Genomic DNA, 24,750 nt, shown 5'->3' with positions numbered 1-24,750 from the left:
TTGCGCTCCCTACCAGGAATCTCCATGAATAAATTCGATCTGCAGAAAAACCAGGCCCTGAAGCTGGCCGGCCAGCTCAAGCAAGCCTCCACCCCGGACCGCTTCGGCACCGCCTCGCAAGTGCCCGACCGCCGCGAACAGCGCAAGCTGGACCAGGCCGCCGGCCTGGTGCCGTTCCCGCTGAAGCTGTCGCAAGCCCACGCCGACAAGCTGCGCGCCCTGGCGGCCGAACGCGGCGTGTCCACCAACGACATCGTGGCCGAAGTGCTGCAAAACGCGCTGGACAAGTAAGCGCATGCACATCTGGGTCGATGCGGACGCCTGCCCCGCAGTCATCAAGGACATCCTGTTCCGCGCCGCCCAGCGCTGGCAGCTGCCGCTGACGCTGGTGGCCAACCAGATGCTCTACACCCCGCCCTCGCCGCTGATCCGCGCGGTGCAGGTGCCGCGCGGCTTCGACGTCGCCGACGCCCACATCGCCGAGCGCGCATCCGAGGGCGACCTGGTGATCACCGGCGACATCCCGCTGGCCGCGCAAGTCCTGGAAAAAGGCGCAATGGCCCTGAACCCGCGCGGCGAACGCTATACGCCGGAAACGATCCGGGAGCGGCTGGCGCTGCGGGACATGATGGAAGAGTTGCGGGCCAGCGGCGTGGATACCGGCGGCCCGGCCGCATTCAGCCAGGCCGACCGCAAGGCCTTCGCAAACCAGCTGGACACGCTGCTGGCGCGCGCGGCGCGCAAGACGCAGCAGGGCTGAAGTCCGGCCGGCCGCGGCTAGCGGTCAATAGAAGGTGATGTAGGCCTTGTAGATGATCGTGCCCAGGGCCGTGATCAGGCCTATGCCCATCAGCCCCATGCCGAGATTGCGGTCGCGCAGCCCGAAGCCGATCAGCATGAGCGCCACCCCGGCGCCGATAATGATCAACATGGTAGTGGTGTGCTCGGACATGACCTTCTCCTGTTCGCCTACGCCTGGCCCCACGGGCCAAAGCCTTTGTTATCCATGATAGTCAGGCTTGCATGCGACGCGGCTCAATCGATGAGAGTCCGCTTGCGTCAAATCAAGCCAAGCGTAATGAAAGGGACGGTTCAGCGCAATGGCTTGCTCGCAATGGGCAAGGCGTCCGGGCTTGAAGGCGGAATCATGTTCGATGCGCACAAAACAAAAAAGCCAACCTCGCGGTTGGCTTTCTTTGCTTTGCGTCTTTTTTAACCTTGGTACGCCGACAACGATAAGCCTGGGGCTTACGTCATCTTCCAAGGGTCTTTGGTGGGTAGTACTGGGTTCGAACCAGTGACCCCTGCCGTGTGAAGGCAGTGCTCTACCACTGAGCTAACCACCCCGAAAGAGGCGAAATATTAGCACGTTTTTTTGGACGTGTGCAAGTCGCCTCGAAAAAACTTTATGCGGCCGCCGCCGGCGCGTCGATCTTGCGCCAGGTACACTCCCCGCCCACGGACTTGTCCAGGGCCGCGAGATAGTTTTCGTGTTCGGCCAGTTCCGCCTCGCTGGCCTTGATCACGGGCAGGCCCGAAGCGTCGAAGCGGGCCAGCTCGATGCCATTGCCGCCGCCGCTGGCGCTGTCGTCCACGTCGATCAGCAGCGCGTCCTGGCCGCGGGTCATGGCCAGCCAGACTTCCGCCAGCAACTGCGCGTCCAGCAATGCGCCGTGCAGGGTGCGGTGGGCGTTGGAGATGCCGAAGCGGTCGCACAGCGCATCCAGCGAATTGCGCTTGCCCGGGAACAGCGAACGCGCATGCAACAGCGAATCCGTGACCGTCTCGCAGTACTCGGTGACCGCGCCGCGCCCGGTCTTGGCGAGTTCGGCGTTGAAGAACTTGACGTCGAACGCGGCGTTGTGCGCGATCAGCTCGGCGCCCTGGATGAACTTGACGAATTCGTCCGCGACATCGGCGAAGCGTGGCTTGTCCGACAGGAACTCCGTGGTCAGGCCGTGCACGGCCAAGGCCTCGGGGTCGCTGTCGCGGTCCGGGTTCAGGTAGATGTGCAGGTTGTTGCCGGTGGCCATCCGGTTGACCATTTCCACGCAGCCGATCTCGACGATGCGATGGCCCTGGGCAGGGTCCAGTCCGGTGGTTTCACTGTCAAAGATGATCTGGCGCATAACTTATTCCGACGCTTGGGCAGGCGCGGCGGGCTGCGCGTGCGGCGCCGGAGCGGGGTCCGGGTGATGCGCTGCGCTGCCGGCCTGGCCGGGTTTCTTGCGTGCGGTGGCGATCAAGGTATAGGCCACCGGCACGACGAACAAGGTCAGTAGTGTACCCAGCATCAGCCCGCCCACCAGGACCCAGCCGATCTGCTGGCGCGATTCCGCCCCCGCGCCCGTGGACAAGGCCAGCGGCACGGTGCCCAGCACCATGGCGCCGGTGGTCATCAGGATGGGGCGCAGGCGCAGCACGCTGGCTTCGACCACGGCCTCGAACAACTCCTTGCCCTCGTCGCGCAGCTGGTTGGTGAATTCGACGATCAGGATGCCGTGCTTGGTGATCAGCCCCACCAACGTGATCAGGCCGATCTGGCTGTAGATGGACAAGGTGCCGCCGGTCAGCCACAGCGCCAGCAGCGCGCCGGTCATGGACAGCGGGACCGACAGCATGATGATGAAGGGATTGCGCCAGCTTTCGAACTGCGCGGCCAGCACCAGGTAGATGAAGGCCAGCGCCATGGCGAAGACCAGATAGATGCTGCCGGAGGAATCGCGGAACTCGCGCGATTGGCCATCCAGGTCGGTCACGATGGTGTTGGGCAGCACGTCGCGCGCCACCTGGTGCATGTGCGTCAGGACTTCGCCCAGCGCGTAGCCGGGCGCCACCGCGCCGTCGATCTTCACGGCGCGCAGGCGGTTGAAGTGGTTCAGCGATTGCGGCGACACGCCCTCGTGCACGCCCAGCAGATTGTCCAGCTGCACCATGCTGCCGTCGCGCGCCCGCACGTAGATGCCCGAGATATCGGTGGGATTGGCGCGGTCGCGCGGCGTCACCTGCACGATCACGTCGTACTGTTCGCCTTCGTCCTTGTAGCGCGTGACCTGGCGGCCGCCCAGCATGGATTCCAGGGTGCGGCCCACGGTATCCACATTGGCGCCCACGTCGGCCATCTTGTCGCGGTCCACGCGCACCCGCAGCTCGGGCGTATTCAGGCGCAGGTCGGTATCCAGGTTGATCAGGCCGGGATACTTGCGCAGCTCGGCCAGGAACACCTCGGTCAGGCGTGACAGCTCGGCGTAGGACGCCTGGCTCATGATGATGAACTCAACCGGCTTGGAACGCGCCGACTGGCCCAGCGACGGCGGATTGGTCGGGAACGCACGCACCCCGGGCAGCGAGGCGAATTGCGGCTGCAGCTGCTGCGTGATGGCCTGCTGCTTGCGGCTGCGCTCTTCCCAGGGTTTCAGGCGCAGGATGGCAGTGCCGTCCGTCACGGTGGGGAAGCCCACGGTCACCTGGCTGCCGCTGGCCTCCGGAATGTCGGAGTAGAACTTTTCGATGCCCAGCATGCTTTCCAGCGTGTAGTTCAGCGTCGCCCCTTCAGGCGAGCTGACGATGCCGAACACCACGCCGCGATCCTCGATGGGCGCCAGCTCGCTCTTGACGACCTTGAACAGCACGCCGCTCGCGGCCGCGACCGCCAGGCCGATGGCCACCACCACCCAGCGGTGGCGCAGGGCCAGCGCCAGCGCGCGCCGGTAGCCGTTGCTCATGCCGTTGAGCCAGCCTTCGATCAGGTTGTACCAGCGGCTGTGGCTGCTCTGGTGGCGCAGCAGCACCGAACACATCATGGGCGTAAGCGTCAGCGCCACGAAACCCGACACCAGCACGGCGCCGGCCAGCGCCAGCGCGAATTCGATGAACAGCCGCCCGGTGCGGCCCGTGGCGAAAGCCAGCGGCGCGTACACGGTGACCAGCGTCATGGTCATGGCGACCACCGCGAAGCCGATCTCGCGCGAACCGCGCAGCGCGGCCTCCTTGCGCGGCATGCCCTCTTCGATGTGGCGGAAGATGTTCTCCAGCACCACGATCGCGTCGTCCACCACCAGGCCGATGGCCAGCACCATGGCCAGCAGCGTCAGCGTGTTGATGGAAAAACCGAACAGGTACATCAGCGCACAGGCGCCCACCAGCGACACCGGAATGGTGACGATGGGGATGATGCTTGCTCGCAGGTTGCGCAGGAAGAAGAAGATCACCAGCACCACCAGGACGATGGCTTCGCCGATGGTGTGGAACACGGAGTCGATGGAGCGTTCGATGAACACCGACGAGTCATACGCGATGTTCAGCTTCATGCCGGCCGGCAGGTTCTCGTTCAGGCGCGCCACTTCCTCGCGCGCCGCCTTGGACAGTTCCAGCGGGTTGGCGGTGGACTGGCGCGTCACGCCGATGTTGATGGCTGGCTTGCCATTGAAGCGCGACAGCACGCGGTCGCTGGCGGCAGCGATCTCCACATTGGCCACGTCGCGCATGCGGACCGGATAGCCTTTGACGTTGGCGACGATCACGTTCTCGAACTGGGCCGGCGTCTGCAGGTCGGTGGAAGACACCACCGAGAACTCGCGGGCGCGCGACTCGATGCGGCCGGCCGGAATCTCGACGTTCTGGCTGCGCAGCGCGGCCTCCACGTCCTGCACGGTCAGGCCGTAGGCGGCGAGCTTGTCGCGGTCCACGTAGATGCGCATGGACGGCAGGCGTTCGCCGAAGACGCGCACCTCGGCCGCGCCGGGCAGCACCGACAGGCGGGTCTTGATGTAGCGGTTGATGTAGTCCGAGGTCTGGATCGCGGAGTACGAACCGGACTCGACCGCGATGTAGATGATGGGCTGGGAATCGGCCTCGACCTTGCCGATGATGGGCTCGTCGATCTCGTCGGGCAGGAAGCGGCGGGCGCGCGAAACCTTGTCGCGGACTTCCGCGGCCGCGGCGTCCGGATTGCGGGACAGGTTGAACTTGATGTTGATGAGGCTGCGTTCCGAGCGGCTGCGCGAGGTCATCACGTCCACGCCCTCGATGCCGGCCAGCTGGTCTTCCAGCGGCTTGGTCACCTGCGATTCGATCACCTCGGGCGAGGCGCCCTTGTAGGTGGTGTCCACCGACACGATGGGCTCGTCGATCTTCGGATACTCGCGCACGGTCAGGCGCGAATACGAAATCAGGCCGATCAGCACGATGATCAGCGACAGGACCGATGCGAACACCGGCCGCTTGATGCAGGTTTCCGAGATACGCATTGCGCTACCGCCACATAGGGAAAAAAGCCGGCGTCACGCGCCGTTGGCCAGGACGGTCACCGCGGCGCCGTCTGTCACGCGCTGCAGGCCCGACACCACCAGCCGGTCGCCCGCCGCCACGCCGGTCAGGATTTCGACGCGGCCCTCGCGGCGCTCGCCGATGGTGACCTCGCGCCGCTCGGCCACGCCATCCTTGACGCGGTAGACGTATTGCGTCGCGCCCGAGGGCGACAGCGCGGCTTCCGGCGCGACCAGCGCCTTGTCCTGGTTGAACTGCAGCTGCACGCGGGCGAACATGCCCGGACGCAGCACCGCATCCTTGTTGGGGACCGTGGCGCGCAGCAGGATGGAGCGTCCGCCCGCGTCGACCAGCGGGCTGACCGCGTAGACCACGCCCTGGCGCTCCTGGCCGGGCAGCGCGTCCATGCGCAGCGTCAATTGCTGGCCCACGCCCACCTTGCTCAAATACATTTCAGGGACGCGGAAATCCACCTTGAGCGGATCGATCGCCTCCAGCGGGGCCAGGTCCTGGCCCTGGTTGACGTAGTCGCCCACCGACACGCTGCGCAGGCCCGCGATGCCGCCAAACGGCGCCGAGATCGTCATCTTGTCCAGGCGCGCCTGCGCCAGCGCCACGGCGGCTTCCTGCACCTTCAGGGTGCTGGCGGATTCGTCGCGCGCCTGCTGGCTGACGAAGCCCTTGCCCTGCAGCTCCACCGAGCGCCGGTAGTGGCTTTGCGCCAGCGTCAGGTTGGCGCGCGCCTGGGCCAGCTCGGCGCGCGGCACGGAATCGTCCAGCCGGATCAGCACGTCGCCGCGCTTGACCGGCTGGCCTTCCTTGAAATCGATCGACTGGATGCGGCCCGCGACCTCTGGTCGCAGCACCACGGACTCGTCGGAGCGCAGGCTGCCCACGGCCGAGATGCCGCGCGCGAAAGGAATCTCTTCAACGGCGGCCACTTCGACCCGAACGGGCGCAACGCGCGTCACGAGGGGCGCCTCGACGGCGCCGGGTTGTGGACTAACGGTTCCGAAGGCGAGCCAGCGCGGCACAAAAACGCCGAGCGCGGCCCCCGCGGCCAACCCTGCCGCTACGGCGGCGAGCAGTACTGCTTTTTTCATGCGCGAATGTGGCGGTATTGCGGCGCGGGCCTGGCATGCCCCCACGCGGACTGCGCCGCAGGAACTGGAATGAGGGTTGGCACTTTAGCACCCGGATTTACATACTGGAACAATCCTGAAGCCGGATGAAAGAACTAAATCCGCCCCAGAGGGCGGATTTGAGGGTATATCCCGATGCCCTCAGCCCCGGCGGGCCGATTCCACGCCCATGTTGGCCAACTGGTCTGCCCGTTCGTTGCCGGGATCGCCGGCGTGGCCGCGGACCCAGCGCCAGGACACGGTATGGCGCTGCACCTGTTCGTCCAGCAGCTGCCACAGCTCGGCGTTCTTGACCGGCTTCTTGTCGGCCGTCATCCAGCCGCGCCGCTTCCAGTTGGCGAGCCACTCGGTCATGCCCTTCATTACATATTGGGAGTCCGTATGGATGATGACCGTGCACGGGCGCTTGAGCGCGCGCAGGCCCTGGATGACTGCCAGCAGTTCCATCCGGTTGTTGGTGGTCTGGAGTTCGCCGCCATGCAGGGTCTTTTCATGGCTGCCGGCGCGCATCAGCACGCCCCAGCCGCCCGGACCGGGGTTGCCCTTGCAGGCGCCGTCGGTCCACATTTCCACTTTCTGCTCGTTCGCTTTGTCGTCCTGCATGGTGCTGCTTGGTATTCCTTGCTAAAAAAAGTCCCAAAAATTGGCCCCGCGGCGCGGAACTGGGGCCTCAGGAGCCGTCGTCCGCGTGGCGGTTGACCACCACGGACGCGGCGCGGGCGCGTTTGGGCTTGGCCTTCTTCCAGGCCGGGCCAATGATACGCATGCCGGCCACCCGCTTGACGGCCGACACCAGATAGACCGCGCCGCCCACGCTCCACCAGCGGGCGCCCGCCGACTCCAGGAAGGACCAGCGCTGCAGCCACTTTTCGCTGCGGCAGGCCGGGGCGTAGCAGCCGAAGTGGCTGGCCTCGACCTCGAGCGACAGCAGCTTGAACCAGTCCTTCAGGCGCGGCAAGGACACCTGGGATGACGGCGGCTGCGGCAGCCAGGGTTCCATGCCGGGCATGCGCGTGCGCATGCCCCACATGCTCCAGGGATTGAAGCCCGAGATCACGACCCGCCCTTCGGGCACCAGCACGCGTTCGACCTCGCGCAGCACGTTGTGGGGATCGTCCGCGCACTCGAAGGCATGCGGCAGGATCAGCAGGTCCACGCTCTGGGATTCGAACGGCAGGGCCTCGGGCTCGGCCAGCACCACCCGCGACTGCCAGGCCGCCGCGCTTTCCGCGGACGGGGTCTCCGCGCCCACGTAGCCCTTGAAGGGCATGCGGTTGGCGCGCAGCAGATTCATATCCGCCAGACCCACCTGCCAGGCGTAATATCCGAACACGTCCGCGACAGCCGCATCGAACTGCGCCCGCTCCCAGGCCAGGACGTACTGTCCCGGCGGCGTCTGGAACCATTCGGCCAGTTCTACAATCGGCGGAGTATCTTCTGCCACGTTCTATTCCTTCGAATCCCATGCAAGCCTTGACCGCCCCCACAGGCGGCCGCGATCGCAACGCCGCGGTCTTGCCTCTACCCGCCTTCAACGACAACTACATCTGGGCCATCGTCCGCGGCGATGAAGCCGCCGTGGTCGATCCCGGCGTCGCCGGCCCGGTGCTGCAATGGCTGGCCCAGAACGGCTTGAGACTGCGCGCCATTCTACTCACGCACCATCATGGCGACCATGTGGGCGGCGTACCGGAATTGTCCCGCATCGAGGGCATTACCGTATACGGCCCCGCGCATGAACAGCTGCCGCGCTGCGACGTGCGCCTGGCGCAGGGCGACCGCGTGGCGATCCCGGAACTGGACCTGGATCTGGCCGTGCTGGACGTGCCCGGGCACACCGCCGGCCATATCGCCTACTACGGCCGGGCGGCCGGCCAGGAGCCGGTTCTGTTCTGTGGCGACACCCTGTTTGCGGGGGGCTGTGGCCGTCTTTTCGAAGGCACTCCGGCGCAAATGCATGATTCTTTAGGGAAATTTGCCGTTTTACCGCCAGATACACAGGTTTTTTGCGCACACGAGTACACTCTAGCGAACTTGCGCTGGGCCTTGGCAGTCGATCCGGCCAACCGCAGCCTGCAACAGTGGCACCAGCAGGCCCAGCAATTACGAGCAGAAGGTCTTCCCACGCTTCCGTCCACCATCGGGCAGGAACGCGCGGCCAATCCGTTTTTGCGCACGCAAGAAGTTGAGGTCGTCCACGCCGCAGAGCGCTGGGCCGGCCGCAGCCACGCTACGCCGGTAGAGGTTTTTGCCTCCCTTCGTGAATGGAAGAACGATTTCAAGTGACAACCCGATGAATCTATCCCGACTCCTTCTGCCGCTCATGCTGGCAGTCCTCGCCGGTTGCGCAGGAACCAAAGCCCCCGATAGCAAGAACCTCACCACCAATTCGCAAGGGCGATACATCGCCCGCGACACGTCCCGGACGGTTGACCTGACCAACCCGCCCGCCGACGCCTGGGACCGCATCCGCCGCGGTTTCGCCATCCCCAACCTGAACACCGATCTCTCGCAGCAGTGGACCGAGTACTACGCGTCCCACCCCGAGTCGGTGCAGCGCATGGCGGAACGCGCAGGCAAATACCTGTACTTCATCGTCGACGAGATCAACCGCCGCGGCCTGCCGACAGAGCTGGCGCTGCTGCCCTTCGTCGAAAGCGCCTACAACCCGACCGCGCTGTCGCGCGCCCAGGCGTCCGGCCTGTGGCAGTTCGTGCCGGCCACGGGCCAGCACTTCAACCTGAAGCAGGACTGGTGGCGCGACGAGCGCCGCGACCCCATCGCCTCGACCAACGCGGCGCTGGATTACCTGGAAAAGCTGTTTGAAATGCAGGGCGACTGGTACCTGGCGCTGGCCTCGTACAACTGGGGCGAAGGCTCGGTGCAGCGCGCCATGGCCAAGAACGAGGCGGCCGGCCAGGGTACGGACTACCTGTCCCTGAACATGCCCGATGAAACCCGCAACTACGTGCCCAAGTTGCAGGCCATCAAGAACATCATCGCCGATCCGCAACGTTACGCGGTGGCCCTGCCCCCGGTGGGCAACACGCCCTACTTCGTGACGGTCCAGAAGAACAGCGACATCGACCTGGAAATCGCCGCCAAGCTGGCCGAAATGCCGCTGGACGAATTCAAGGCGCTGAACCCCTCGTTCAACCGTCCCGTGATCCGCGGCGACCACGGCCCCACCCTGCTGCTGCCGGCCGACCGCGTCGAGATCTTCAACGCCAACCTGACCAACTACAAGGGCGACCTCAGCGCCTGGAAGATCTACCATACGCGCCGCGGTGAATCCTACGCCTCGATCGCCAAGCGTTTCGGCGTGAGCGAAGCCACGCTGCGCCAGACCAACGACATCGGTTCGCGCCAGAAATCCGCCTCCGGCCAATCCCTGCTGGTGCCGGGCGAACCCGGCACGGGCGGCGTGCAGCTGGCCTCGCTGGCCACGCCGGTGGGCGCGCTGGACTCGACACCGTCGGACAACAAGGCCGCCGCCCCGCGCGGCCGCACCACCCAGGCGCCAGCCGCCCGCGTAGCCAGCGCCCGCCCCAATGTCCGCACCCACAAGGTGCGCCAGGGCGACACGCTGTTCTCGCTGGCCAAGCAGTACGGCACCTCGGTCGACGCGCTGCGCGCGCTCAACAACATCAAGGGCAGCGCCCTGAAGGTCGGCTCGCAACTGCGCGTGCCGGGCACCAACGCCCGCGGCTGATCGGCGCTTGCATGAAAAAGGCGCGTCCCGCGGGACGCCCCTTTTTTATGTCCATCCACCACCCGCTACCGCGGCTGCGCCGCGAACTGCGTACTCCATTGCGCCAGCTGGCCCGCCGTTACGCCCACGCCGCCGCACAGGATCACCGCCACCGATCGTGCGTTCTTCAGGAACTCCGAACCGCCGTCCAGCGCCGCAATCGAGGCGCCGCAGGCGGGCTCGACCAGAATGCGGTGCTCCAGCAGCACGTCCTCGCAGGCTGCCACCGCGGCGGCATCCGATACCACCACGCTCTCGATGGGATGCTCCTTCGCCAGCTCTAGCGCGCGGTCGCAGACCTGCCGCGCGCCCAATGAGGTCGCAATGGACCGGATCTCGGGCAACAGCACCGGCGCCCCCGCGCCCATGGCCTGGGCATAGGAGTCGGCGCCGGCCGTCTCGGCCGCAATCACCGGCACTTCCGCCCAGCCATTGCGCCGCAGGCCTTCGACCACGCCGCATAGCAGCCCGCCGCCGCCGACCGAGCAGATGACCGCATCCGGCCGCCCGCCCTGCCGGGCCAGCTCGTCGATCATGGTCGCGTGCCCCTCCCACAGCAAAGGGGCGTCGAAGGGATGCAGGAACGCATCCGCCTCGGTCATGAGTTCCAGCGCGCGGGCATTGGCCTCCATCCAGGAGGCGCCATGCACGATGACCTCCGCCCCTTCGGAGCGGATCAGGCTCTTGGCGCGCTCCGAGGTCGTGGCGGGCACCACCACCATCACCGGCGTGGCCAGCATGCGGCCGGCGTAGGCCACCGCATAACCGGCGTTGCCGCCGGACGAAGAGATGAAGCGCCGGGCCCCGCGGGATTTGTAGATCTGGCAGGCGTGGCCTATGCCGCGGGCCTTGAACGAGCCGCTGGGCTGCAGCGCCTCCATCTTCAGGCGCACGTCCTTGCCGCTGCGCAGGGAGAAGGCGCGGGATGCGAGCGCCGGGGTTTCGATATGGATTGCCATGTTCCGTTCTTCAAAAATGGGTGAATCAGGCCGCGCTGGCCACGACGCAGCAGACGTTGCCGGGCACGACGATGCCGGGATGGCGCTTGGCGAAGATGACGCCACTGGTCCCGTAAACCAGCTCGACCGGCGCGCGGCGCGGATCGAATGTCTGGTGGATGCGGCCCGCGGGCTGGCCGGCCTCGACGGCTTCGCCATGCCGATGGTAAGCCTCGAACACACCGCGTTCGGAGGCGATGACGTAGGACTTCGCGCCGCTGACCTTGCACAGGGGCGCTGGCTGCGCCGCCAGCGGCTGGGCGCAAGCCTGGTCCAGCACGCCCCAATGCGCCAGCACGCGCAGCGCGCCGGCGCGGCACAGCGCGAGCGCACTGTCCGTCACCGTGCCGCGTCCCGCCATCTCGGTGCTGACACAGGTAAGCCCCGCCGCCACGGCCGTGGCGACGCTGGTGCGGGTATCGCCCAGCGTGTCCAGCATCACGTTGAACGGCGCGCCGAAGGCCATTACGGCATCGATGTTGCGCTGGGTCTGCCCGGCGTCTTGCGACGGCTGGACCAGGGCGCTGGGAATGATGTCCAGCGACGAACCGCCGGAATGCAGGCTCAGGAACGCGTCGCCGCGCGAGAACAGCTCGTCGCTGACGTAGGCGGCGATCTGTTCCGTGATGCTGCCCGCATGGTCGCCGGGAAACGTGCGGTTCAGGTTCTTGCCGTCCAGCGGCGAGGTACGCAGGCCGGCTTCCGCTGCCGGCGCGTTGAGCGCGGGCATGACGATCAGGCGCCCCCGAATGCGGTCCAGCGGCAGGTCGCGGATGAGTTCGCCCAGCACGATCTGGCCTTCGTACTCGTCGCCGTGGTTGCCGGCTTCCAGGATGACGGTGGGGCCGTCGCCATTGGCCAGCACCGCCATGGGTATGCGCACCGTGCCCCAGGCGTCTTCGTGCGGCGACTGCGGGATGTGCAGGAAGCCCGCCTGGCGTCCAGGCGCGTCGAGATCGACGTCGGTGAAGGCCGTCGCGCAGTGCGGGTTGCGTGCCGGCAGGTGCGCGACCCGCCGGTCACGCAATAACGGCGACTCGCGGAATGTCGGTTTCGTCATAGACCTTTTGGGTATACGTTATGGGGTTAAATCCGAAAATATAGGTATTTGACTGACCAGCAACAAATACTTTTGATGCTTGCTACATATGCCCGGGAGGCATGGCATGGAATTGAGACAGTTGCGCTACTTCGCGGCGGTGTGCGCAGCCGGCAGCGTGGCCGGCGCGGCGAAGGCGTTGCATATCGCCCAGCCCGCCCTGTCGCGCCAGATGATGGCGCTGGAAGAGGAATTCGGCGCGCAACTGCTGGTCCGGTTGCCGCGCGGCGTGGCGCTCACGCGCGCCGGCGAAGCGCTGCTCGCCCACGCGAAACTGATGCTGGCGGGTTCCGAAACCCTGCGGGCGCAGGTGGCGCTGGCGGCCAATGGCAAGGCAGGCTCGCTGAAGATCGGCATCATGCCCGGCTACAGCTGGCTGCCCGGCCTGGGACAGGCGATCGCGGCCCTGTCGCGCGCCTCGCCCGATACCGATGTACAGCTGGAATCCGGCCTGTCGGCCTGGCAGCTCGATGCGATCAAACGCCACGAGCTGGACGCGGGCGTCGTCGCCTGGCGCTCTCCGCTCGATGGCGAAGTGGAGGGAATGAAGATCTATGAAGACCGCATGCTGCTCGCCATGCCCGCGGCGGTGGCGCGCAACGTCGGCAAGATCCGCACGCTCAAGGACCTGGCGGGCCAGAAGTTCATCCTGTTCCCGCGCGCCGGATCGCCCTCGCACTATGACGCGCTGGTGCGCATCTTGAAGGCCGCCGGCATTCCGTTGACGCGCCCGGCCGCCGTGGCGACCGATCTTCCCACCATCCTCGGCCTGGTGTCGGCCGGCCTGGGCTGCGCCATCATTCCCGCCTCGTTCCGGCTGCATGGTCCGGCCGGCGTGGTCTTCAAGGAAATCGGCGGCATAGACCTGACGTTCGATCTGGAGTTGGTCTGGCGCGCCGACCAGCGCGATCCCTTGCTCGCCAGTTTCGTGCGCCTGTTTCCGTCGCTCTGAAAACCGTCCTAAAGGCTCATGCCGGTCGGATCCGTCCCAGGGATTTTCATATCGCGAAACCGCGCAAACTCCTTAAAATAGGCGGATTCCAGAGGGAAAAAATCAAAGGATAGAAATATGGGCTTTCTCGCCGGCAAGCGCATCCTGGTCACCGGGGTGCTTTCCAACCGATCCATCGCCTACGGCATCGCGCGCGCCTGTCACCAGCAAGGCGCCGAACTGGCGTTCACCTACGTGGGCGACCGCTTCAAGGACCGCGTAGGCGAATTCGCAGCTGAATTCGGCAGCAAGATCGTGCTGCCCTGCGATGTGGCCGAAGACAGCCAGATCGAAGGCGCCTTCGCCGAACTCGGCCAACACTGGGACGGCCTGGACGGCCTGGTGCACTCCATCGGTTTCGCCCCGCGCGAAGCCATCGCCGGCAACTTCCTCGACGGCCTGTCGCGTGAAGGTTTCCGCATCGCACATGACATCTCGGCCTACAGCTTCGCCGCCATGGCCAAAGCCGCGCTGCCGCTGATGGAAGGCCGCAACGGCTCGGTGCTGACGCTGACCTACCTGGGCGCCGAACGCGTGGTTCCGAACTACAACACCATGGGCCTGGCCAAGGCCTCGCTGGAAGCCAGCGTGCGCTACCTGGCCACGGCGCTGGGCCCGCGCGGCATCCGCGCCAACGGCATTTCCGCCGGCCCCATCAAGACGCTGGCCGCCAGCGGCATCAAGGACTTCTCGGCCATCCTGAAGTTCGTGGAAGCCCAGGCTCCCCTGCGTCGCAACGTCACCATCGAAGACGTGGGCAACGTCGCCGCCTTCATGCTGTCGGACCTGGCCGCCGGCGTGACGGGCGAGATCACCCACGTGGATGCCGGTTTCTCGACCATCGTCCCGGGCATGGAAGACTGAATCCGCCCGCGGCGGGGCCGCCGGCCCCTGCCGCCGCAACCGGCCTCGTCAGGCCGGCTGCACCACCACGGTGGACACCTGCACGTCCACCGCCGTCATCAGCTTGTGCACCGGGCACTTCTCGGCCACCGCCAGCAGTTCGTCGATCTGCGCGTCGGACAGCTCGCCGTTCAGCGTCAGCTTGGCCGTCAGGCGGTAGATCCCCTTGCGCTCCTCGCTGGCGTCGCGCACCACTTCCACGCCCACCGATTCCAGCGGCAGGCCCTTGCGCTGCGCGTAGACCATCAAGGTCATGGCCTTGCAGCCGCCCAGGGCGGTGTCGAAGTAGTCGTGGGGGTCGGGGCCGGCGCCGGCAGGCTGGGGCATGTCCAGCGGCAGATCGTGGCCTTCGGCCGTGGCGGTGAATTGCAGCGTGTTGGGCGCATTCTGGCTCACGCGGATGCTCATGGGTCCTGTCTCCTGGTAACGGGGTCCTGACGGGCAGCCGCCGCGGCCGCCCCAGACCACGTTGTATCACCTGGCGGGCGCTCCAAGGACGTCGCCCGCGCAAGCAACTGACTGTAAGCTGAACTTCTGCCTCCCGCTCCGGTCGGATATCTCTATCCGCAATACCTGAGCAAACTTTAAAGGGGGCCGCATGAGCGCCAGACAACTTCTCGATCAACTGCTGCAGTCCGGGCAAGGGCTGCTGTCGGACACCACCAATCGCGTGCAGAACGCCACGGGCGGCAAGGGTTCGTCCTTCCTGACCGGCCTGGGCGGCGGCGCGTTGGGCGCGGGCGCGCTCGGACTGCTGCTGGGCAGCAAGAAGGCCCGCAAGATCGGCGGCAAGGTTGCCATGTACGGCGGCATGGCGGCGCTGGGCGCCCTGGCCTATCGCGCCTATGGCGACTGGCAACGCAGCCAGGCTGGCGCGCCGGCCGCTCCCCCGCAGACGCTGGACCGCCTGCCCGCGCCCCAGGCCGAGCAGCACAGCACGGCGGTGCTGACCGCCATGATCGGCGCGGCCAAGGCCGATGGCCACATCGGCCCGGAAGAACGCGCGCTGCTCGAAACTGAACTATCCAAGCTGTCGTCGGACGCGCAAGACCGCCGCTGGCTTGAAGCCGAACTGTCGCGCCCCCTGGATCCGTCCGTGATCGCGCAAGCCGCGCAAACGCCGGAAATGGCGGCCGAGATGTACCTGGCCAGCCTGCTGGTGGTGGATGAGGAAAGCTACATGGAACGCGCCTATCTGGACGAACTGGCGCGCCAGCTCAAGTTGCAGCCGGGCCTGAAGGAACAGCTGGAACAGCACGCCCGGGCCGCCGCCGCGGCCTGAGTCCGGCCGGCCTGCGCCCGGCTCAGTCGGCGCGCAAGCCGATCGCCTGCGTCAGGGCGGTATATCGGTCAATATCCGCGTCGATCATGGCCTGGAATTCACGCGGGGTGCTGCTGGCGGGCGTAAAGCCCTGTTCGCGCAGCGCCGCCTGCACCTCGGGGCGCTGGACGATCTTCGCCACTGCCGCATTCAACTTGGCCACCACCGCGGGCGGCGTGGCCGCCGGCGCCAGCAGGCCATGCCACTGGTCCAGCGCGTAGCCGGGCACGCCCTGCTCGGCCACCGTCGGCACCGACGGCAACAGCGGCGAGCGCGCCGGCGAGGTCACGGCCAGCGCCCGCAACTTGCCGGCCGCAATCAAAGGCGCGGCGCTGGACGCGGTGACCACGCCCATTCCAACCTGGCCGGCGGTCACGTCGGTGAGCGCCGGTCCGCAACCCTTGTAAGGCACGTGCTGCAAAGGTGCGCCGGTGGCGCGCGACAGCATCTCGCCGGCCAGGTGTTGCGGCGTGCCGTTGCCGCAGGACGCGAACGGCAGCGGGCGGTCCGGCGTGGCGGCGGCCAGCGCATCGTCCAGGCTGCGCCAGGGCGAAACCGCCGGCACCACATACACCGACGGCACGAAGGCCACGTTGATGACCGCCGCAAAATCCTGCTTGGGCGAGAAGCCCAGATTGCTGTAGACCCCCGGATTGATCGCGAAGGAACTATTGACCATCAGCAGCGTATGGCCGTCGGCTGGCGCTTCGGCCACGGCGCGCGCGCCGATGTTGCCGCTGGCCCCAGGACGGTTTTCCACCACCACCGCCATGCCGAACTGCTCCTGCAGGCTGGCGCCGATGCGGCGCGCCAGCAGGTCGGTGCCGCCACCCGGCGGAAATGTCACCACGATGGTGATGGGGTGCGAAGGATAAGCGGCGTCCTTGGGCGCTTCGCCCGAGGGTGAATTGCCGCAGGCGGCCAGGGGCAAAACCAGGAATGCGAGAACAGAGCTAAGCAGGCGATTCATGATGCGGGCTTGCAAGCGTCCCCGCGCGGCATGCGCGCGGGGGCATGGGCAATGCCGGCCGGTGGCCGGCGGAAAGGTCAGGCGTCCAGGCCGATGTCGAGCACCTTGGCGCTATGGGTGATCCAGCCCACCGCGATCTGGTCCACCCCGGTGGCCGCCACCGCCGCGGCGGTTTCGGGCGTGATGCGCCCCGAAGCCTCGGTGATGGCCCGGCCGCGCGCCATCGCCACGGCGCGGCGCAGATCGTCCAGGCCCATGTTGTCCAGCAGCACCACATCCACGCCCAGGGACAGCGCCGTTTCCAACTGCTCCAGCGTGTCCACTTCCAGTTCGATCTTGACCATGTGGCCGATGCCGGCGCGCGCCCGCTCGACCGCCGTCGCGACCCCGCCCGCCAGCGCGATGTGGTTGTCCTTGATCAGTACCGCGTCGTCCAGGCCGTGGCGGTGATTGCTGCCGCCGCCGACACGCACCGCGTACTTCTGCACGGCGCGCAGGCCCGGCATGGTCTTGCGGGTGCAGGTGACGCGGGCGCCGTACCCTTCGATGGCGCGGGCGATGGACGCAGTGGCGCTGGCCACGCCGCTCAGATGGCACAGGAAGTTCAGCGCCACGCGCTCAGCCGTCAGCATGGCGCGGGCGTTACCGCTGATGCGGGCGATTTCCGCGCCTGGCTGCAATTCGCTGCCGTCGCGCACCGCAACGTCGAACTTGATGCCCGGGTCCATGGCGCGAAACGCCAGGCGGGCCAGGTCCAGCCCGGCCAGCACGCCTTCCTGGCGCGCGACCAGACGGGTCTGCGCCGTGGCGTCGGCGGGCACGATGGCGTCGGTGGTCAGGTCCCCGGCGCGTCCCAGGTCCTCGAGCAAGGCCGCGCGCACCAGCGGCTCCAGCATGACTTCCGGCAGAGGGGGAACGGGCAGTCGGGCGATGGTCATAGGCGCTTCGGCTTTAATGCTCATTTTGAGTATTTACCAGTTAAAAAAAGGCGCGCGGAGATTGCGCACCACTTATGCTAGAGACGAGCATAAGGCTTGTCAAGCGTCAGCCATTTTCCGTCCAGTTTGAAATAGCTTGTGTGATCGATTAAATTTTAATCACTGTGATTATTTCGAGATCATTAGCGTGTCATCGAGTCCGAAATCCGCCTCGCGCTGATCACGGCGTCGCCAGGAGCAGGGCAAGATCAAGTTCTTAGACCAACCCGCGTATTGGCGAACAACTGTTCCAATTCGAACCACGAGAGGTGAGAAGAATCCTGGTTGGAGAGTACGAGATTCGCTACGAAAACCAGGATGCGGTTGTCCACGTGCTGCGGCTGTGGCACACCTGCGAGAACCGCTAAAACTCTTGGGTGACTTGGACTCTCAAGCGTGATGCATCTCAACGTCACATCGCCCGAGACAGCGGCAACTTGCTCCCTGCAATAGCGCGCTCCAGCAGCACGTCACGACGAAAACGGAACAGCTTGGCCGGCCTGCCGGCCGTGCCCGTGGCCATTTCGCCCGTCTCTTCGACCAGCGCCTGCTGCTCGATGAGGCGGCGGAAATTCTGCTTGTGCAGGCCGCGCCCGGCCAGCGCCTCCACGGCCAACTGCAATTGCAGCAGGGTGAACTGCGCGGGCATCAACTCGAACACCACGGGGCGGTACTTGATCTTGGCGCGCAGCCGCGCGATGCCGGTGGCCAGGATGCGACGGTGGTCGTGGCGCATGGGTTCGCCGGGCACCACGGCGCCCTTGCCCCCGCGCCGGGCCGCTTCGGGCACCAGCCCCGCTTCGAACAGCAGCTCGTAGCGCTGCAGCACCATGTCCTCGTTCCAGGGCGAGCCGTCCAGTCCGAAGGTGATGGCGGCGCGTTGGCGGCGGCGCATGCGCACGGCCGCATCGCTACTGTCTTCGCACCAGGCGGCCAGACGCGGGACGATTATTTCTTCCACCAGCGCGGGCGTGCCCGTGCGCCGGTCTTCCCAGGGGAAGTAGCGGTACCAATCCTGCCAGCCGACTTGCGCCACGCCGGTCTCGCCCGCCTCGCGCGTCAGGCCCAGGTAGCTGACCGACATCACGCGCGCGCCCGATTCATCGGAGCGGTCGCCGTCGGCGAAGGTGTAGAGCTGCTCCACGTAACCCAGCGGGTGATGGGTCTGCTCCTCCACCCAGGCGCGCAGCCCGGCCTGCAGCGAACGGTGCGACAGCTTGAAGGGACCGGCCGGCAAGGCGCGCGCATCGTCGGTCGTCAGCACCCGCGGCTCGCCGTTGGTGACGGCGACCAGCACGGCAACGAGTTCAGCATGGACGGAGCGTTCGACGGATTCAGTCAAGGTAGGCTTATGGAAAGTGAGAAACCGGGCGGCTTGCGGCAAGCCGCGAGGCGTCGGAAATTATAAGGGTCGGGCTCCTGCAACAGCCCCTTGCAAACGTGACAGGCATTCCTGCTCCCAGCCGGCCGCACGGCCCTAAGATGGAAGTGGCAACCAGGCGCGTCGCCATCCCGGGACGCCCGCAAGCGGAGCAGACATCATGTTGAAAACCGCCCCCGATCCGCAGGCGGCCAAGGCCGCTGAAACGGAACAACCCGTCGCCGTCGACCCGCGCAAAGGCACCGAAATCCTGCCGATGGCGGACCACAGCAAAGAGGTCGCCGGCATGCCAAGGCGCGGACGCGCCATGGCGGAACCTGGCGAACCCGGCATCATCACCCCGGAAGATGACGTGCTGGATACGTCTTACGAAAACCGCAAGAGCTGAGCCGACGCGATGGCCAGATGATACGCGAGCCCGGGCGCGGCCCCTGCCGCGCTCAGGTCGCGTCCGGCTGCGCCTGGAAACCGCGCGCCAGGATCTCCACGAAGGCCTCGGTCACCGACGACGGCGCGGTCTGCGCGGGGTAAGCCATGCTGACGCGCACCGGCAGGCGCGGCGTGAACGGCCGTATCGCCAAACGGTCCGCGAACACCGCGGCGATGTAGGGATTGACCACGCCCAGGCCGCTGCCGGCGGCAGCCAGCGCGCAGATGGTGGATGAATAGGTGGTCTCGATTTCCGAGGCGGGCTGCGCCTGGTGTTCCTGCATCGCGCCGCGCAGCTGCAGATAGACGTCGTCATCCGCGTTCAGCACCAGCAGGCGGCGCCCGTCCAGGTCCATGATGTCGACGGACGGCTGCGCGGCCAGCGGATGGTCGGGCCGCATCACGCAAACCGCCGCGCTTTCGTGCAAGGCCTGCATTTCCAGCTGTGCGCCGTCCATGGGCGCCGTAGTCACCACCAGGTCGTAGGTGCCGTGCAGCAACCCTTCCCGCAGATACTGGCTGCCCACGGTCTGCATGTTGATGTGTACCTCGGGATAGCGCTGCGCGAAGGTCTCGATCGCGCCGGGCAGCACGCCCAGGCCCAGCGCCGGGGTGCAGGCCAGCCGCAGCACGCCGCTGCCGCTGCGCCGCATCGCGGCAACGCGGTCCTCGATGCGCTCCAGCCCCACGAAGTGCCGCTGCACGGTATCGAACAGATCCTTGGCCTCGCGCGTGGGCCGCAAGCGGCCGCGCTCCATGTCGAACAGCTTCAGGCCGCTGGCCTGCTGCACCTGCGCCAGCAGCCGGCTGACCGAGGGCTGGGTGGTGCGCAGCATCTGCGCCGCGCCGGTAGTGGTGCCGGCCAGCATGACCGCATGGAAGGCTTCGATCTGGCGGAAATTCAGGGGTCGGCTCATGGCGGGCAATGTATAGCAAACTTGCATAGCCTATGTTGAAAAAAGAATTTTTTCAAATACATGAGGACTCCTACACTGGTTTTCCCAAGGGCGCCGCCAGATGCGCCCCCCGCACTACCCAACCTTCCAGGGGAAACCACATGAACCTCCGCCGCTCCTGGCGCCAACTCCTGCAAACGCTGTGCCTGGGCCTGACGGCAGCCGCCCTGCCGCTGGCCGCGCACGCGCAAGCCAACTATCCCGACCGCCCGGTGCGCATCATCGTGCCCTTCACCGCGGGCGGCAGCTCCGATATCCAGGGACGGCTGTTGGCCGAACACCTGGGCAAGCTCTACGGCCAGTCGGTAGTGGTGGAAAACCGCCCCGGCGCGGGCGGGCACATCGGCGGCAAGTTCGTCGCCGACTCGGGGCCGGACGGCTATACGCTGCTGCTGGGCTCCATCGGCCTGCATGCCACCTACGGGGTCTACAAGAACCTCAACTACCAACCCGCCCGCGATCTGAAGCTGATCACCATCGTGGCCGAGATGCCGCACGTGGTGGTGGCCAACCCCGCGCTGGAAGCCAACACCCTGGCCGAACTCACCGCGCTGGCAAAGGCCAAGCCGGAAACGCTGCACTTCGGCTCGGCCGGCGTGGGCTCGTCCGTGCACATGGTGGGCGAACTCTACAAGATGGCCGCGCAGGCGCCCATCGTGCACATCCCGTACCGCGGCAGCTCGGCCGCCACCAACGACCTGCTGGGCGGCCAGATCCAGTTGCTGTTCGAGAACGTGCCCACCACCATCGGCTACATCCAGGCCAAGAAGCTGAAGGCGCTGGCCATCACCGGCGCCACGCGCTCGCCAGCCCTGCCCGACGTCCCCACCGCCGCCGAAGCAGGCCTGCCCGGCCTGACCGTGACGTCCTGGACCACGCTGGCCGCCAGCAAGGACGTACCGGACGCGCTGATCGAAAAGATCAGCGCCGACCTGCGCCGCGTCTACGCCGACCCGGCATTCCGCGAAGGCCTGGAGCGCCTGGGCATGACTCCGGTGGGCAACAGCCCCGCCGACGCGCGCGCCTTCGTCGAACGCGAACGCGCCCGCTGGAACCAGGTCATCGAAACCGAACACATCACTGCGGGCTGAACGCCCGGGGCGGCGCCTGCGCCGCCCTTTTTTCTTTCCGACTTCCTCTTTGCCCTGCCATCCATGAACCGCATGCTCGCCACGCCCATCGCCTGCCGCCGCCTGGGCGCCACGCCACACCATCATTTCTTCGGCTACTACAACAAGACCGTCTGGCATCGCGACGGCCGCTATCTGCTGGCCAACCGCACGCCGTTCAAGGACGCGCGGCTCACGCCCGAGTTGAGCGCCGAGGTGGGTTACTTCGATCTCCAGGACGGCGACCGCTACCACGCCGTGGGCAGCACCACGGCCTGGAACTGGCAGATGGGCTGCCAACTGCAATGGCTGGACGGCGAATCCGAGCCGCAGATGATCTACAACTGCCGCCGCGACGACGACGGCGGCTTCTATCCGGGCTTCCGCTCCGCGGTCCACAACGTCGCCACCGGCCAGACGCGCCACCTGCCACTGCCCATCTACGTGGCCGCGCCCAACAGCCGCTACGCGCTCTGCGTGGATTACCGCCGCCTCTACATCACGCACGAGACCATCGGCTACAGCGAACACGCGCCCGGCCCCGTGGACTACGCCCCAGCCGACGACGGCATCCACAGCATGGACCTGGAAAGCGGCGCGCACCGCCTGCTGGTCAGCTACGCCGACCTGCGCAACTTCCATCCGCGCGACTCGATGGAGCGCGCCATCCACTGGGTCAGCCATATCGAGATCAATCCTTCGTCCTCCCGCATCCTGTTCCTGCACCGCTGGACCGAACGCGTCAAGGACGAGACCTGCTTCCTGCACCGGCTGATCACCATGAACGCCGACGGCAGCGACATGCGCCTGCTGGAATGCTCCGACCATCCGCTGCCGCAACTGGCCGACGACTTCGATCCCGGCGCGGTCGGCACGTTCGACTACGAGAAATCCGAATACCAGATCTCGCACCCGCTGTGGCGCGACGACCAGACCATCATCGTGTGGGGCCCGCATGACGGCAGCATCCACTACCACCTCTACCGCGATGCGCCCGGCGGCGCGGTCCAGGTCGTGGGCGACGGCGTGCTGACGGAGAACGGCCACATGACCTACTCTCCCGTGAACACGCGCTGGCTGCTCAGCGACACCTATCCGGACTCGACCACGCACGAGCGCATCCTGTTCCTCTACGACATGCAGACCGGCCTGCGCCATTCGCTGGGCAGCTTCTACGCCGATCCCAATCTGTCCAAGGAAAACCGCTGCGACCTGCATCCGCGCTGGAGCCGCGACGGCACGCAGGTCTGCATCGACTCCGTGCACGAAGGCGAGCGGCAGATGTATGTGCTGGACGTCACGCCCATCGTCGGGCCGCAAGACTGACAATCGCAACGCCGCCGCCTCAACCGGAATTCCGATCACGGGCTCGGTCAGGCGGCGGACTACCCACTTAACCATAAGGACTTCACACTATCGTCACCCCGTTGTAACGACCGACCCTTAACCTCGCTTTCGTTTTGCTTACAAACAATTGAGCGACTCGATCGCGACACTATGAGGTTGGAATGTCTTACTTGACTGATAAATTGCGCGCCCCCTATCGCGAAGCCCAAGACGAAGTCACCGTTCCCGGGCAGATGTTCGACGAAATCGTCGCCGCGAATCCCCAGCGCCGCACTTTGCTGAAGAACAGCTTCGGCCTGTCAATGCTGTCCGTGTTCGGCGCATCGACCCTGCTGACCGCCTGTGGCGGCAGCGACGATGACGACGACGACACCTCCGGCAACGAGCCGGGCGAAGGCGGCACCAAGCCGCCCCCCGGCCCCGACTATTCCGTCACGTTCACCCCGCTGGCCGACAAGATCGTCGCCGACACCGTCACGGTTCCCGCAGGCTACGTGGCCGAAGTGCTCTACTCCGCCGGCGACAAGTGCATGATCGGCTCGGCTGGCTACGCCGGCGTGCCGCAGTCCTATCCCGCCACGGAAACCCAATCCGGCGGCCAGCACGATGGCATGCACTTCTATGCCCTGCCCGGCGTGGACCCCAACCAGGGCGGCCTGCTGGTGCTGAACCATGAAGCGCTGGACGACGAGACCCTGGACCAGAGCGTCGAAGGCGTGAAGACCCGCCTGTCCAACGTCGGCGTGTCCGTCATCGAAATCGCGCGCAGCGCCAATGGCGCATGGGCCGTCAAGACCGACTCGCGCTACAACAAGCGCTACACCGGCAACACCGTCTACAACGTCAGCGGTCCGGCCAAGTCCGTCGTGGGCGACACCGTCGTCGGCACGCTGAACAACTGTTCCAGCGGCGACACGCCCTGGGGCACCTATCTGACCTGCGAAGAAACGCTCAACAACTACCACTACAAGACCGGCGACGCCGGCAAACCGGCCGACGAAGGCTATGGCTGGGTGGTGGAAATCGATCCCCAGAACCCGGATTCGACCGCCGTCAAGCGCACCGCGATGGGCCGCTTCAGCCATGAAAACACGGCCTTCATGCTGGACGAGAACAACCGTGTTGCTTTCTACATGGGCGACGACACCACGCCTGGCTGCATCTACAAGTTCGTGCCGAGCAAGCCGTACGATCCCGCCAACCGCGCCGCCAACATGGGCCTGCTGGACGAAGGCACGCTGTACGCCGCGCGCTTCAATGACGACGGCAGCGGCAACTGGGTCGAACTGACCGTGGGCAAGAACAACCTGACCGCCGGCGCCACCGATCCCGGCAATTTCACGCAGGTCGCCAGCGGCACCGTGATCACCGGCAAGCTCGTCAACTTCAATACGCAGGCCGACGTGCTGGTCAACACCGGCGCCGCCGCCCGCGTCGCCGGCGCCACGCTGATGGACCGCCCGGAATGGATCACGGTGGGCGTGGACAAGACCGTGTACTGCACGCTGACCAACAACGGCAGCCGCAAGCGCACCAGCGCCGCCAACCCGCGCGTCAACAACTCGCACGGCCACATCATCCGCTGGCACGAGCGCGGCGACTCGCCCCTGGCCACCACCTTCGAGTGGGACCTGCTGCTGCTGGCCGGCCGCGACAAGGCCGACGGCGTGGCCGCCAACCTGACGGGCAACGTCAACGGCGACACCTTCTCCAGCCCCGACGGCATCCGCGTCGACCCCAAGGGCCGCCTGTGGGTCCAGACCGACGCCGGCACCAGCGCCTCGACCACGGACTTCTTCGGCAACAACTCGATGTACTACATCGACCAGAAGACCGGCGAATCCAAGCGCTTCCTGGTCGGCCCGCTGGGCTGCGAAATCACCGGCATCGCCTACACGCCGGACCTGACCACGTTCTTCATCAACATCCAGCACCCGGATCAGACGTGGAACACGTTGCGTGCCGGCGGCGGCGATGCGCGCTCGGCTACGGTGGTGGTGCGGCGTATTGATGGGAAGCCGGTGGGCGCGTAGGCGTTCCGGTCCAAGACGCCGCCCGGCAAATTACGCCGGGCGGCGTTTTTTAATGCCGCGAAAATGCAAAAAACC

General features: G+C 66.4%; 25 protein-coding genes, 1 tRNA gene and 1 pseudogene. 13 read left to right on the top strand and 14 right to left on the bottom strand.

What is annotated here, in order from left to right; translation table 11 throughout:
• The first annotated feature begins 24 nt into the window (after positions 1-24).
• Together IB258_RS27845 and IB258_RS27840 are read left to right on the top strand one after the other, a co-directional pair.
• Entirely contained in the window at positions 25-291 is a 267-nt protein-coding gene (locus tag IB258_RS27845) for a hypothetical protein (protein WP_054458453.1), read from the top strand.
• A gap of 4 nt (positions 292-295) precedes the next feature.
• Positions 296-760: a YaiI/YqxD family protein gene (locus tag IB258_RS27840; RefSeq protein WP_054458451.1), complete on the top strand. Its 465-nt coding sequence runs from the start codon at positions 296-298 to the stop codon at positions 758-760.
• A 24-nt stretch (positions 761-784) separates the two neighbouring features.
• On the opposite strand, the gene IB258_RS27835 is transcribed toward IB258_RS27840, so the two are convergent.
• The gene (locus tag IB258_RS27835; RefSeq protein ID WP_042796365.1) at positions 785-952 is read right to left on the bottom strand and encodes a hypothetical protein; all 168 of its coding nucleotides are present in this window, start codon (positions 950-952) and stop codon (positions 785-787) included.
• A gap of 102 nt (positions 953-1,054) precedes the next feature.
• Between IB258_RS27835 and IB258_RS27830 the strand changes: the two genes are divergently transcribed.
• Positions 1,055-1,216, top strand: a complete 162-nt coding sequence (locus IB258_RS27830) for a hypothetical protein (RefSeq protein WP_192353484.1) — start codon at positions 1,055-1,057, stop codon at positions 1,214-1,216.
• A gap of 55 nt (positions 1,217-1,271) precedes the next feature.
• On the opposite strand, the gene IB258_RS27825 is transcribed toward IB258_RS27830, so the two are convergent.
• The 6 genes from IB258_RS27825 to IB258_RS27800 form a co-directional block, all read right to left on the bottom strand.
• Positions 1,272-1,346 (bottom strand) — tRNA-Val (locus IB258_RS27825).
• A gap of 60 nt (positions 1,347-1,406) precedes the next feature.
• On the bottom strand, positions 1,407-2,129 hold the full coding sequence (gene dnaQ, locus IB258_RS27820; RefSeq protein WP_192353483.1) for a DNA polymerase III subunit epsilon: 723 nt from the start codon (positions 2,127-2,129) through the stop codon (positions 1,407-1,409).
• A gap of 3 nt (positions 2,130-2,132) precedes the next feature.
• Positions 2,133-5,249: an efflux RND transporter permease subunit gene (locus tag IB258_RS27815; RefSeq protein ID WP_119450688.1), complete on the bottom strand. Its 3,117-nt coding sequence runs from the start codon at positions 5,247-5,249 to the stop codon at positions 2,133-2,135.
• A 33-nt stretch (positions 5,250-5,282) separates the two neighbouring features.
• A complete protein-coding gene (locus IB258_RS27810; RefSeq protein WP_054458445.1) occupies positions 5,283-6,371 on the bottom strand; it encodes an efflux RND transporter periplasmic adaptor subunit in 1,089 nt (362 codons plus the stop codon).
• A gap of 180 nt (positions 6,372-6,551) precedes the next feature.
• Entirely contained in the window at positions 6,552-7,013 is a 462-nt protein-coding gene (gene rnhA / locus IB258_RS27805; RefSeq protein WP_054458443.1) for a ribonuclease HI, read from the bottom strand.
• A 67-nt stretch (positions 7,014-7,080) separates the two neighbouring features.
• Positions 7,081-7,854 carry a class I SAM-dependent methyltransferase gene (locus IB258_RS27800; protein WP_054458442.1) on the bottom strand — a complete coding sequence of 258 codons (774 nt, stop codon included), beginning with the start codon at positions 7,852-7,854 and terminating at the stop codon, positions 7,081-7,083.
• 20 nt (positions 7,855-7,874) lie between these two features.
• Here IB258_RS27800 and gloB point away from each other — a divergent pair, with 20 nt between their 5' ends.
• Both gloB and IB258_RS27790 read left to right on the top strand, forming a co-directional pair.
• Positions 7,875-8,696, top strand: a complete 822-nt coding sequence (gene gloB, locus IB258_RS27795) for a hydroxyacylglutathione hydrolase (RefSeq protein ID WP_192353482.1) — start codon at positions 7,875-7,877, stop codon at positions 8,694-8,696.
• A gap of 7 nt (positions 8,697-8,703) precedes the next feature.
• Entirely contained in the window at positions 8,704-10,122 is a 1,419-nt protein-coding gene (locus IB258_RS27790; protein ID WP_054458438.1) for a transglycosylase SLT domain-containing protein, read from the top strand.
• A 65-nt stretch (positions 10,123-10,187) separates the two neighbouring features.
• Here IB258_RS27790 and IB258_RS27785 read toward each other — a convergent pair whose 3' ends face one another.
• Positions 10,188-11,120, bottom strand: a complete 933-nt coding sequence (locus IB258_RS27785) for a pyridoxal-phosphate dependent enzyme (RefSeq protein WP_192353481.1) — start codon at positions 11,118-11,120, stop codon at positions 10,188-10,190.
• Between the two features lie 25 nt (positions 11,121-11,145).
• On the bottom strand, positions 11,146-12,219 hold the full coding sequence (locus IB258_RS27780) for a succinylglutamate desuccinylase/aspartoacylase family protein (protein WP_192353480.1): 1,074 nt from the start codon (positions 12,217-12,219) through the stop codon (positions 11,146-11,148).
• A 106-nt stretch (positions 12,220-12,325) separates the two neighbouring features.
• Here IB258_RS27780 and IB258_RS27775 point away from each other — a divergent pair, with 106 nt between their 5' ends.
• On the top strand, positions 12,326-13,210 hold the full coding sequence (locus tag IB258_RS27775; protein WP_192353479.1) for a LysR family transcriptional regulator: 885 nt from the start codon (positions 12,326-12,328) through the stop codon (positions 13,208-13,210).
• Between the two features lie 117 nt (positions 13,211-13,327).
• Positions 13,328-14,113 (top strand): enoyl-ACP reductase FabI, encoded by a 786-nt coding sequence (gene fabI, locus IB258_RS27770; RefSeq protein WP_013391441.1) that lies wholly within the window; start codon positions 13,328-13,330, stop codon positions 14,111-14,113.
• 48 nt (positions 14,114-14,161) lie between these two features.
• Here the strand turns inward: fabI and IB258_RS27765 are convergent, their stop codons facing one another.
• Entirely contained in the window at positions 14,162-14,560 is a 399-nt protein-coding gene (locus tag IB258_RS27765; protein ID WP_054458431.1) for an OsmC family protein, read from the bottom strand.
• Positions 14,561-14,750: 190 nt separating this feature from the next.
• Between IB258_RS27765 and IB258_RS27760 the strand changes: the two genes are divergently transcribed.
• Positions 14,751-15,434: a tellurite resistance TerB family protein gene (locus IB258_RS27760; RefSeq protein WP_054458430.1), complete on the top strand. Its 684-nt coding sequence runs from the start codon at positions 14,751-14,753 to the stop codon at positions 15,432-15,434.
• A 22-nt stretch (positions 15,435-15,456) separates the two neighbouring features.
• On the opposite strand, the gene IB258_RS27755 is transcribed toward IB258_RS27760, so the two are convergent.
• Positions 15,457-16,443: a tripartite tricarboxylate transporter substrate binding protein gene (locus IB258_RS27755; protein WP_054458428.1), complete on the bottom strand. Its 987-nt coding sequence runs from the start codon at positions 16,441-16,443 to the stop codon at positions 15,457-15,459.
• A gap of 77 nt (positions 16,444-16,520) precedes the next feature.
• Positions 16,521-17,405: a carboxylating nicotinate-nucleotide diphosphorylase gene (gene nadC, locus IB258_RS27750; RefSeq protein ID WP_192353478.1), complete on the bottom strand. Its 885-nt coding sequence runs from the start codon at positions 17,403-17,405 to the stop codon at positions 16,521-16,523.
• 236 nt (positions 17,406-17,641) lie between these two features.
• On the opposite strand from nadC, the pseudogene IB258_RS30555 reads away from it, so the two are divergent.
• A pseudogene (locus tag IB258_RS30555) lies at positions 17,642-17,788 on the top strand (type II toxin-antitoxin system RelE/ParE family toxin); the annotation flags it as partial.
• 44 nt (positions 17,789-17,832) lie between these two features.
• Here IB258_RS30555 and IB258_RS27740 read toward each other — a convergent pair.
• Positions 17,833-18,762, bottom strand: coding sequence for a hypothetical protein (locus IB258_RS27740; RefSeq protein ID WP_192353477.1), 930 nt, complete (start codon positions 18,760-18,762; stop codon positions 17,833-17,835).
• Positions 18,763-18,961: 199 nt separating this feature from the next.
• Here IB258_RS27740 and IB258_RS27735 point away from each other — a divergent pair, with 199 nt between their 5' ends.
• Positions 18,962-19,189 (top strand): hypothetical protein, encoded by a 228-nt coding sequence (locus tag IB258_RS27735; RefSeq protein WP_054458424.1) that lies wholly within the window; start codon positions 18,962-18,964, stop codon positions 19,187-19,189.
• 52 nt (positions 19,190-19,241) lie between these two features.
• Here the strand turns inward: IB258_RS27735 and IB258_RS27730 are convergent, their stop codons facing one another.
• Entirely contained in the window at positions 19,242-20,147 is a 906-nt protein-coding gene (locus IB258_RS27730) for a LysR substrate-binding domain-containing protein (RefSeq protein ID WP_054458422.1), read from the bottom strand.
• Positions 20,148-20,287: 140 nt separating this feature from the next.
• Between IB258_RS27730 and IB258_RS27725 the strand changes: the two genes are divergently transcribed.
• From IB258_RS27725 to IB258_RS27715, 3 genes are all read left to right on the top strand, one after another.
• Complete coding sequence (locus tag IB258_RS27725) at positions 20,288-21,277, top strand: tripartite tricarboxylate transporter substrate binding protein (RefSeq protein ID WP_175181744.1); 990 nt, start codon at positions 20,288-20,290, stop codon at positions 21,275-21,277.
• Between the two features lie 63 nt (positions 21,278-21,340).
• Positions 21,341-22,621, top strand: a complete 1,281-nt coding sequence (locus IB258_RS27720) for a hypothetical protein (protein ID WP_192353476.1) — start codon at positions 21,341-21,343, stop codon at positions 22,619-22,621.
• Between the two features lie 182 nt (positions 22,622-22,803).
• Positions 22,804-24,675: a PhoX family phosphatase gene (locus tag IB258_RS27715; protein WP_192353475.1), complete on the top strand. Its 1,872-nt coding sequence runs from the start codon at positions 22,804-22,806 to the stop codon at positions 24,673-24,675.
• Positions 24,676-24,750: the final 75 nt, after the last annotated feature.

This window comes from Achromobacter sp. ACM02, from assembly GCF_014851605.1.
Taxonomy (GTDB): domain Bacteria; phylum Pseudomonadota; class Gammaproteobacteria; order Burkholderiales; family Burkholderiaceae_B; genus Achromobacter; species Achromobacter aegrifaciens.
Note: the sequence above shows the minus strand (reverse complement) of the source record. Positions and strands in the feature narration are given on the sequence as shown.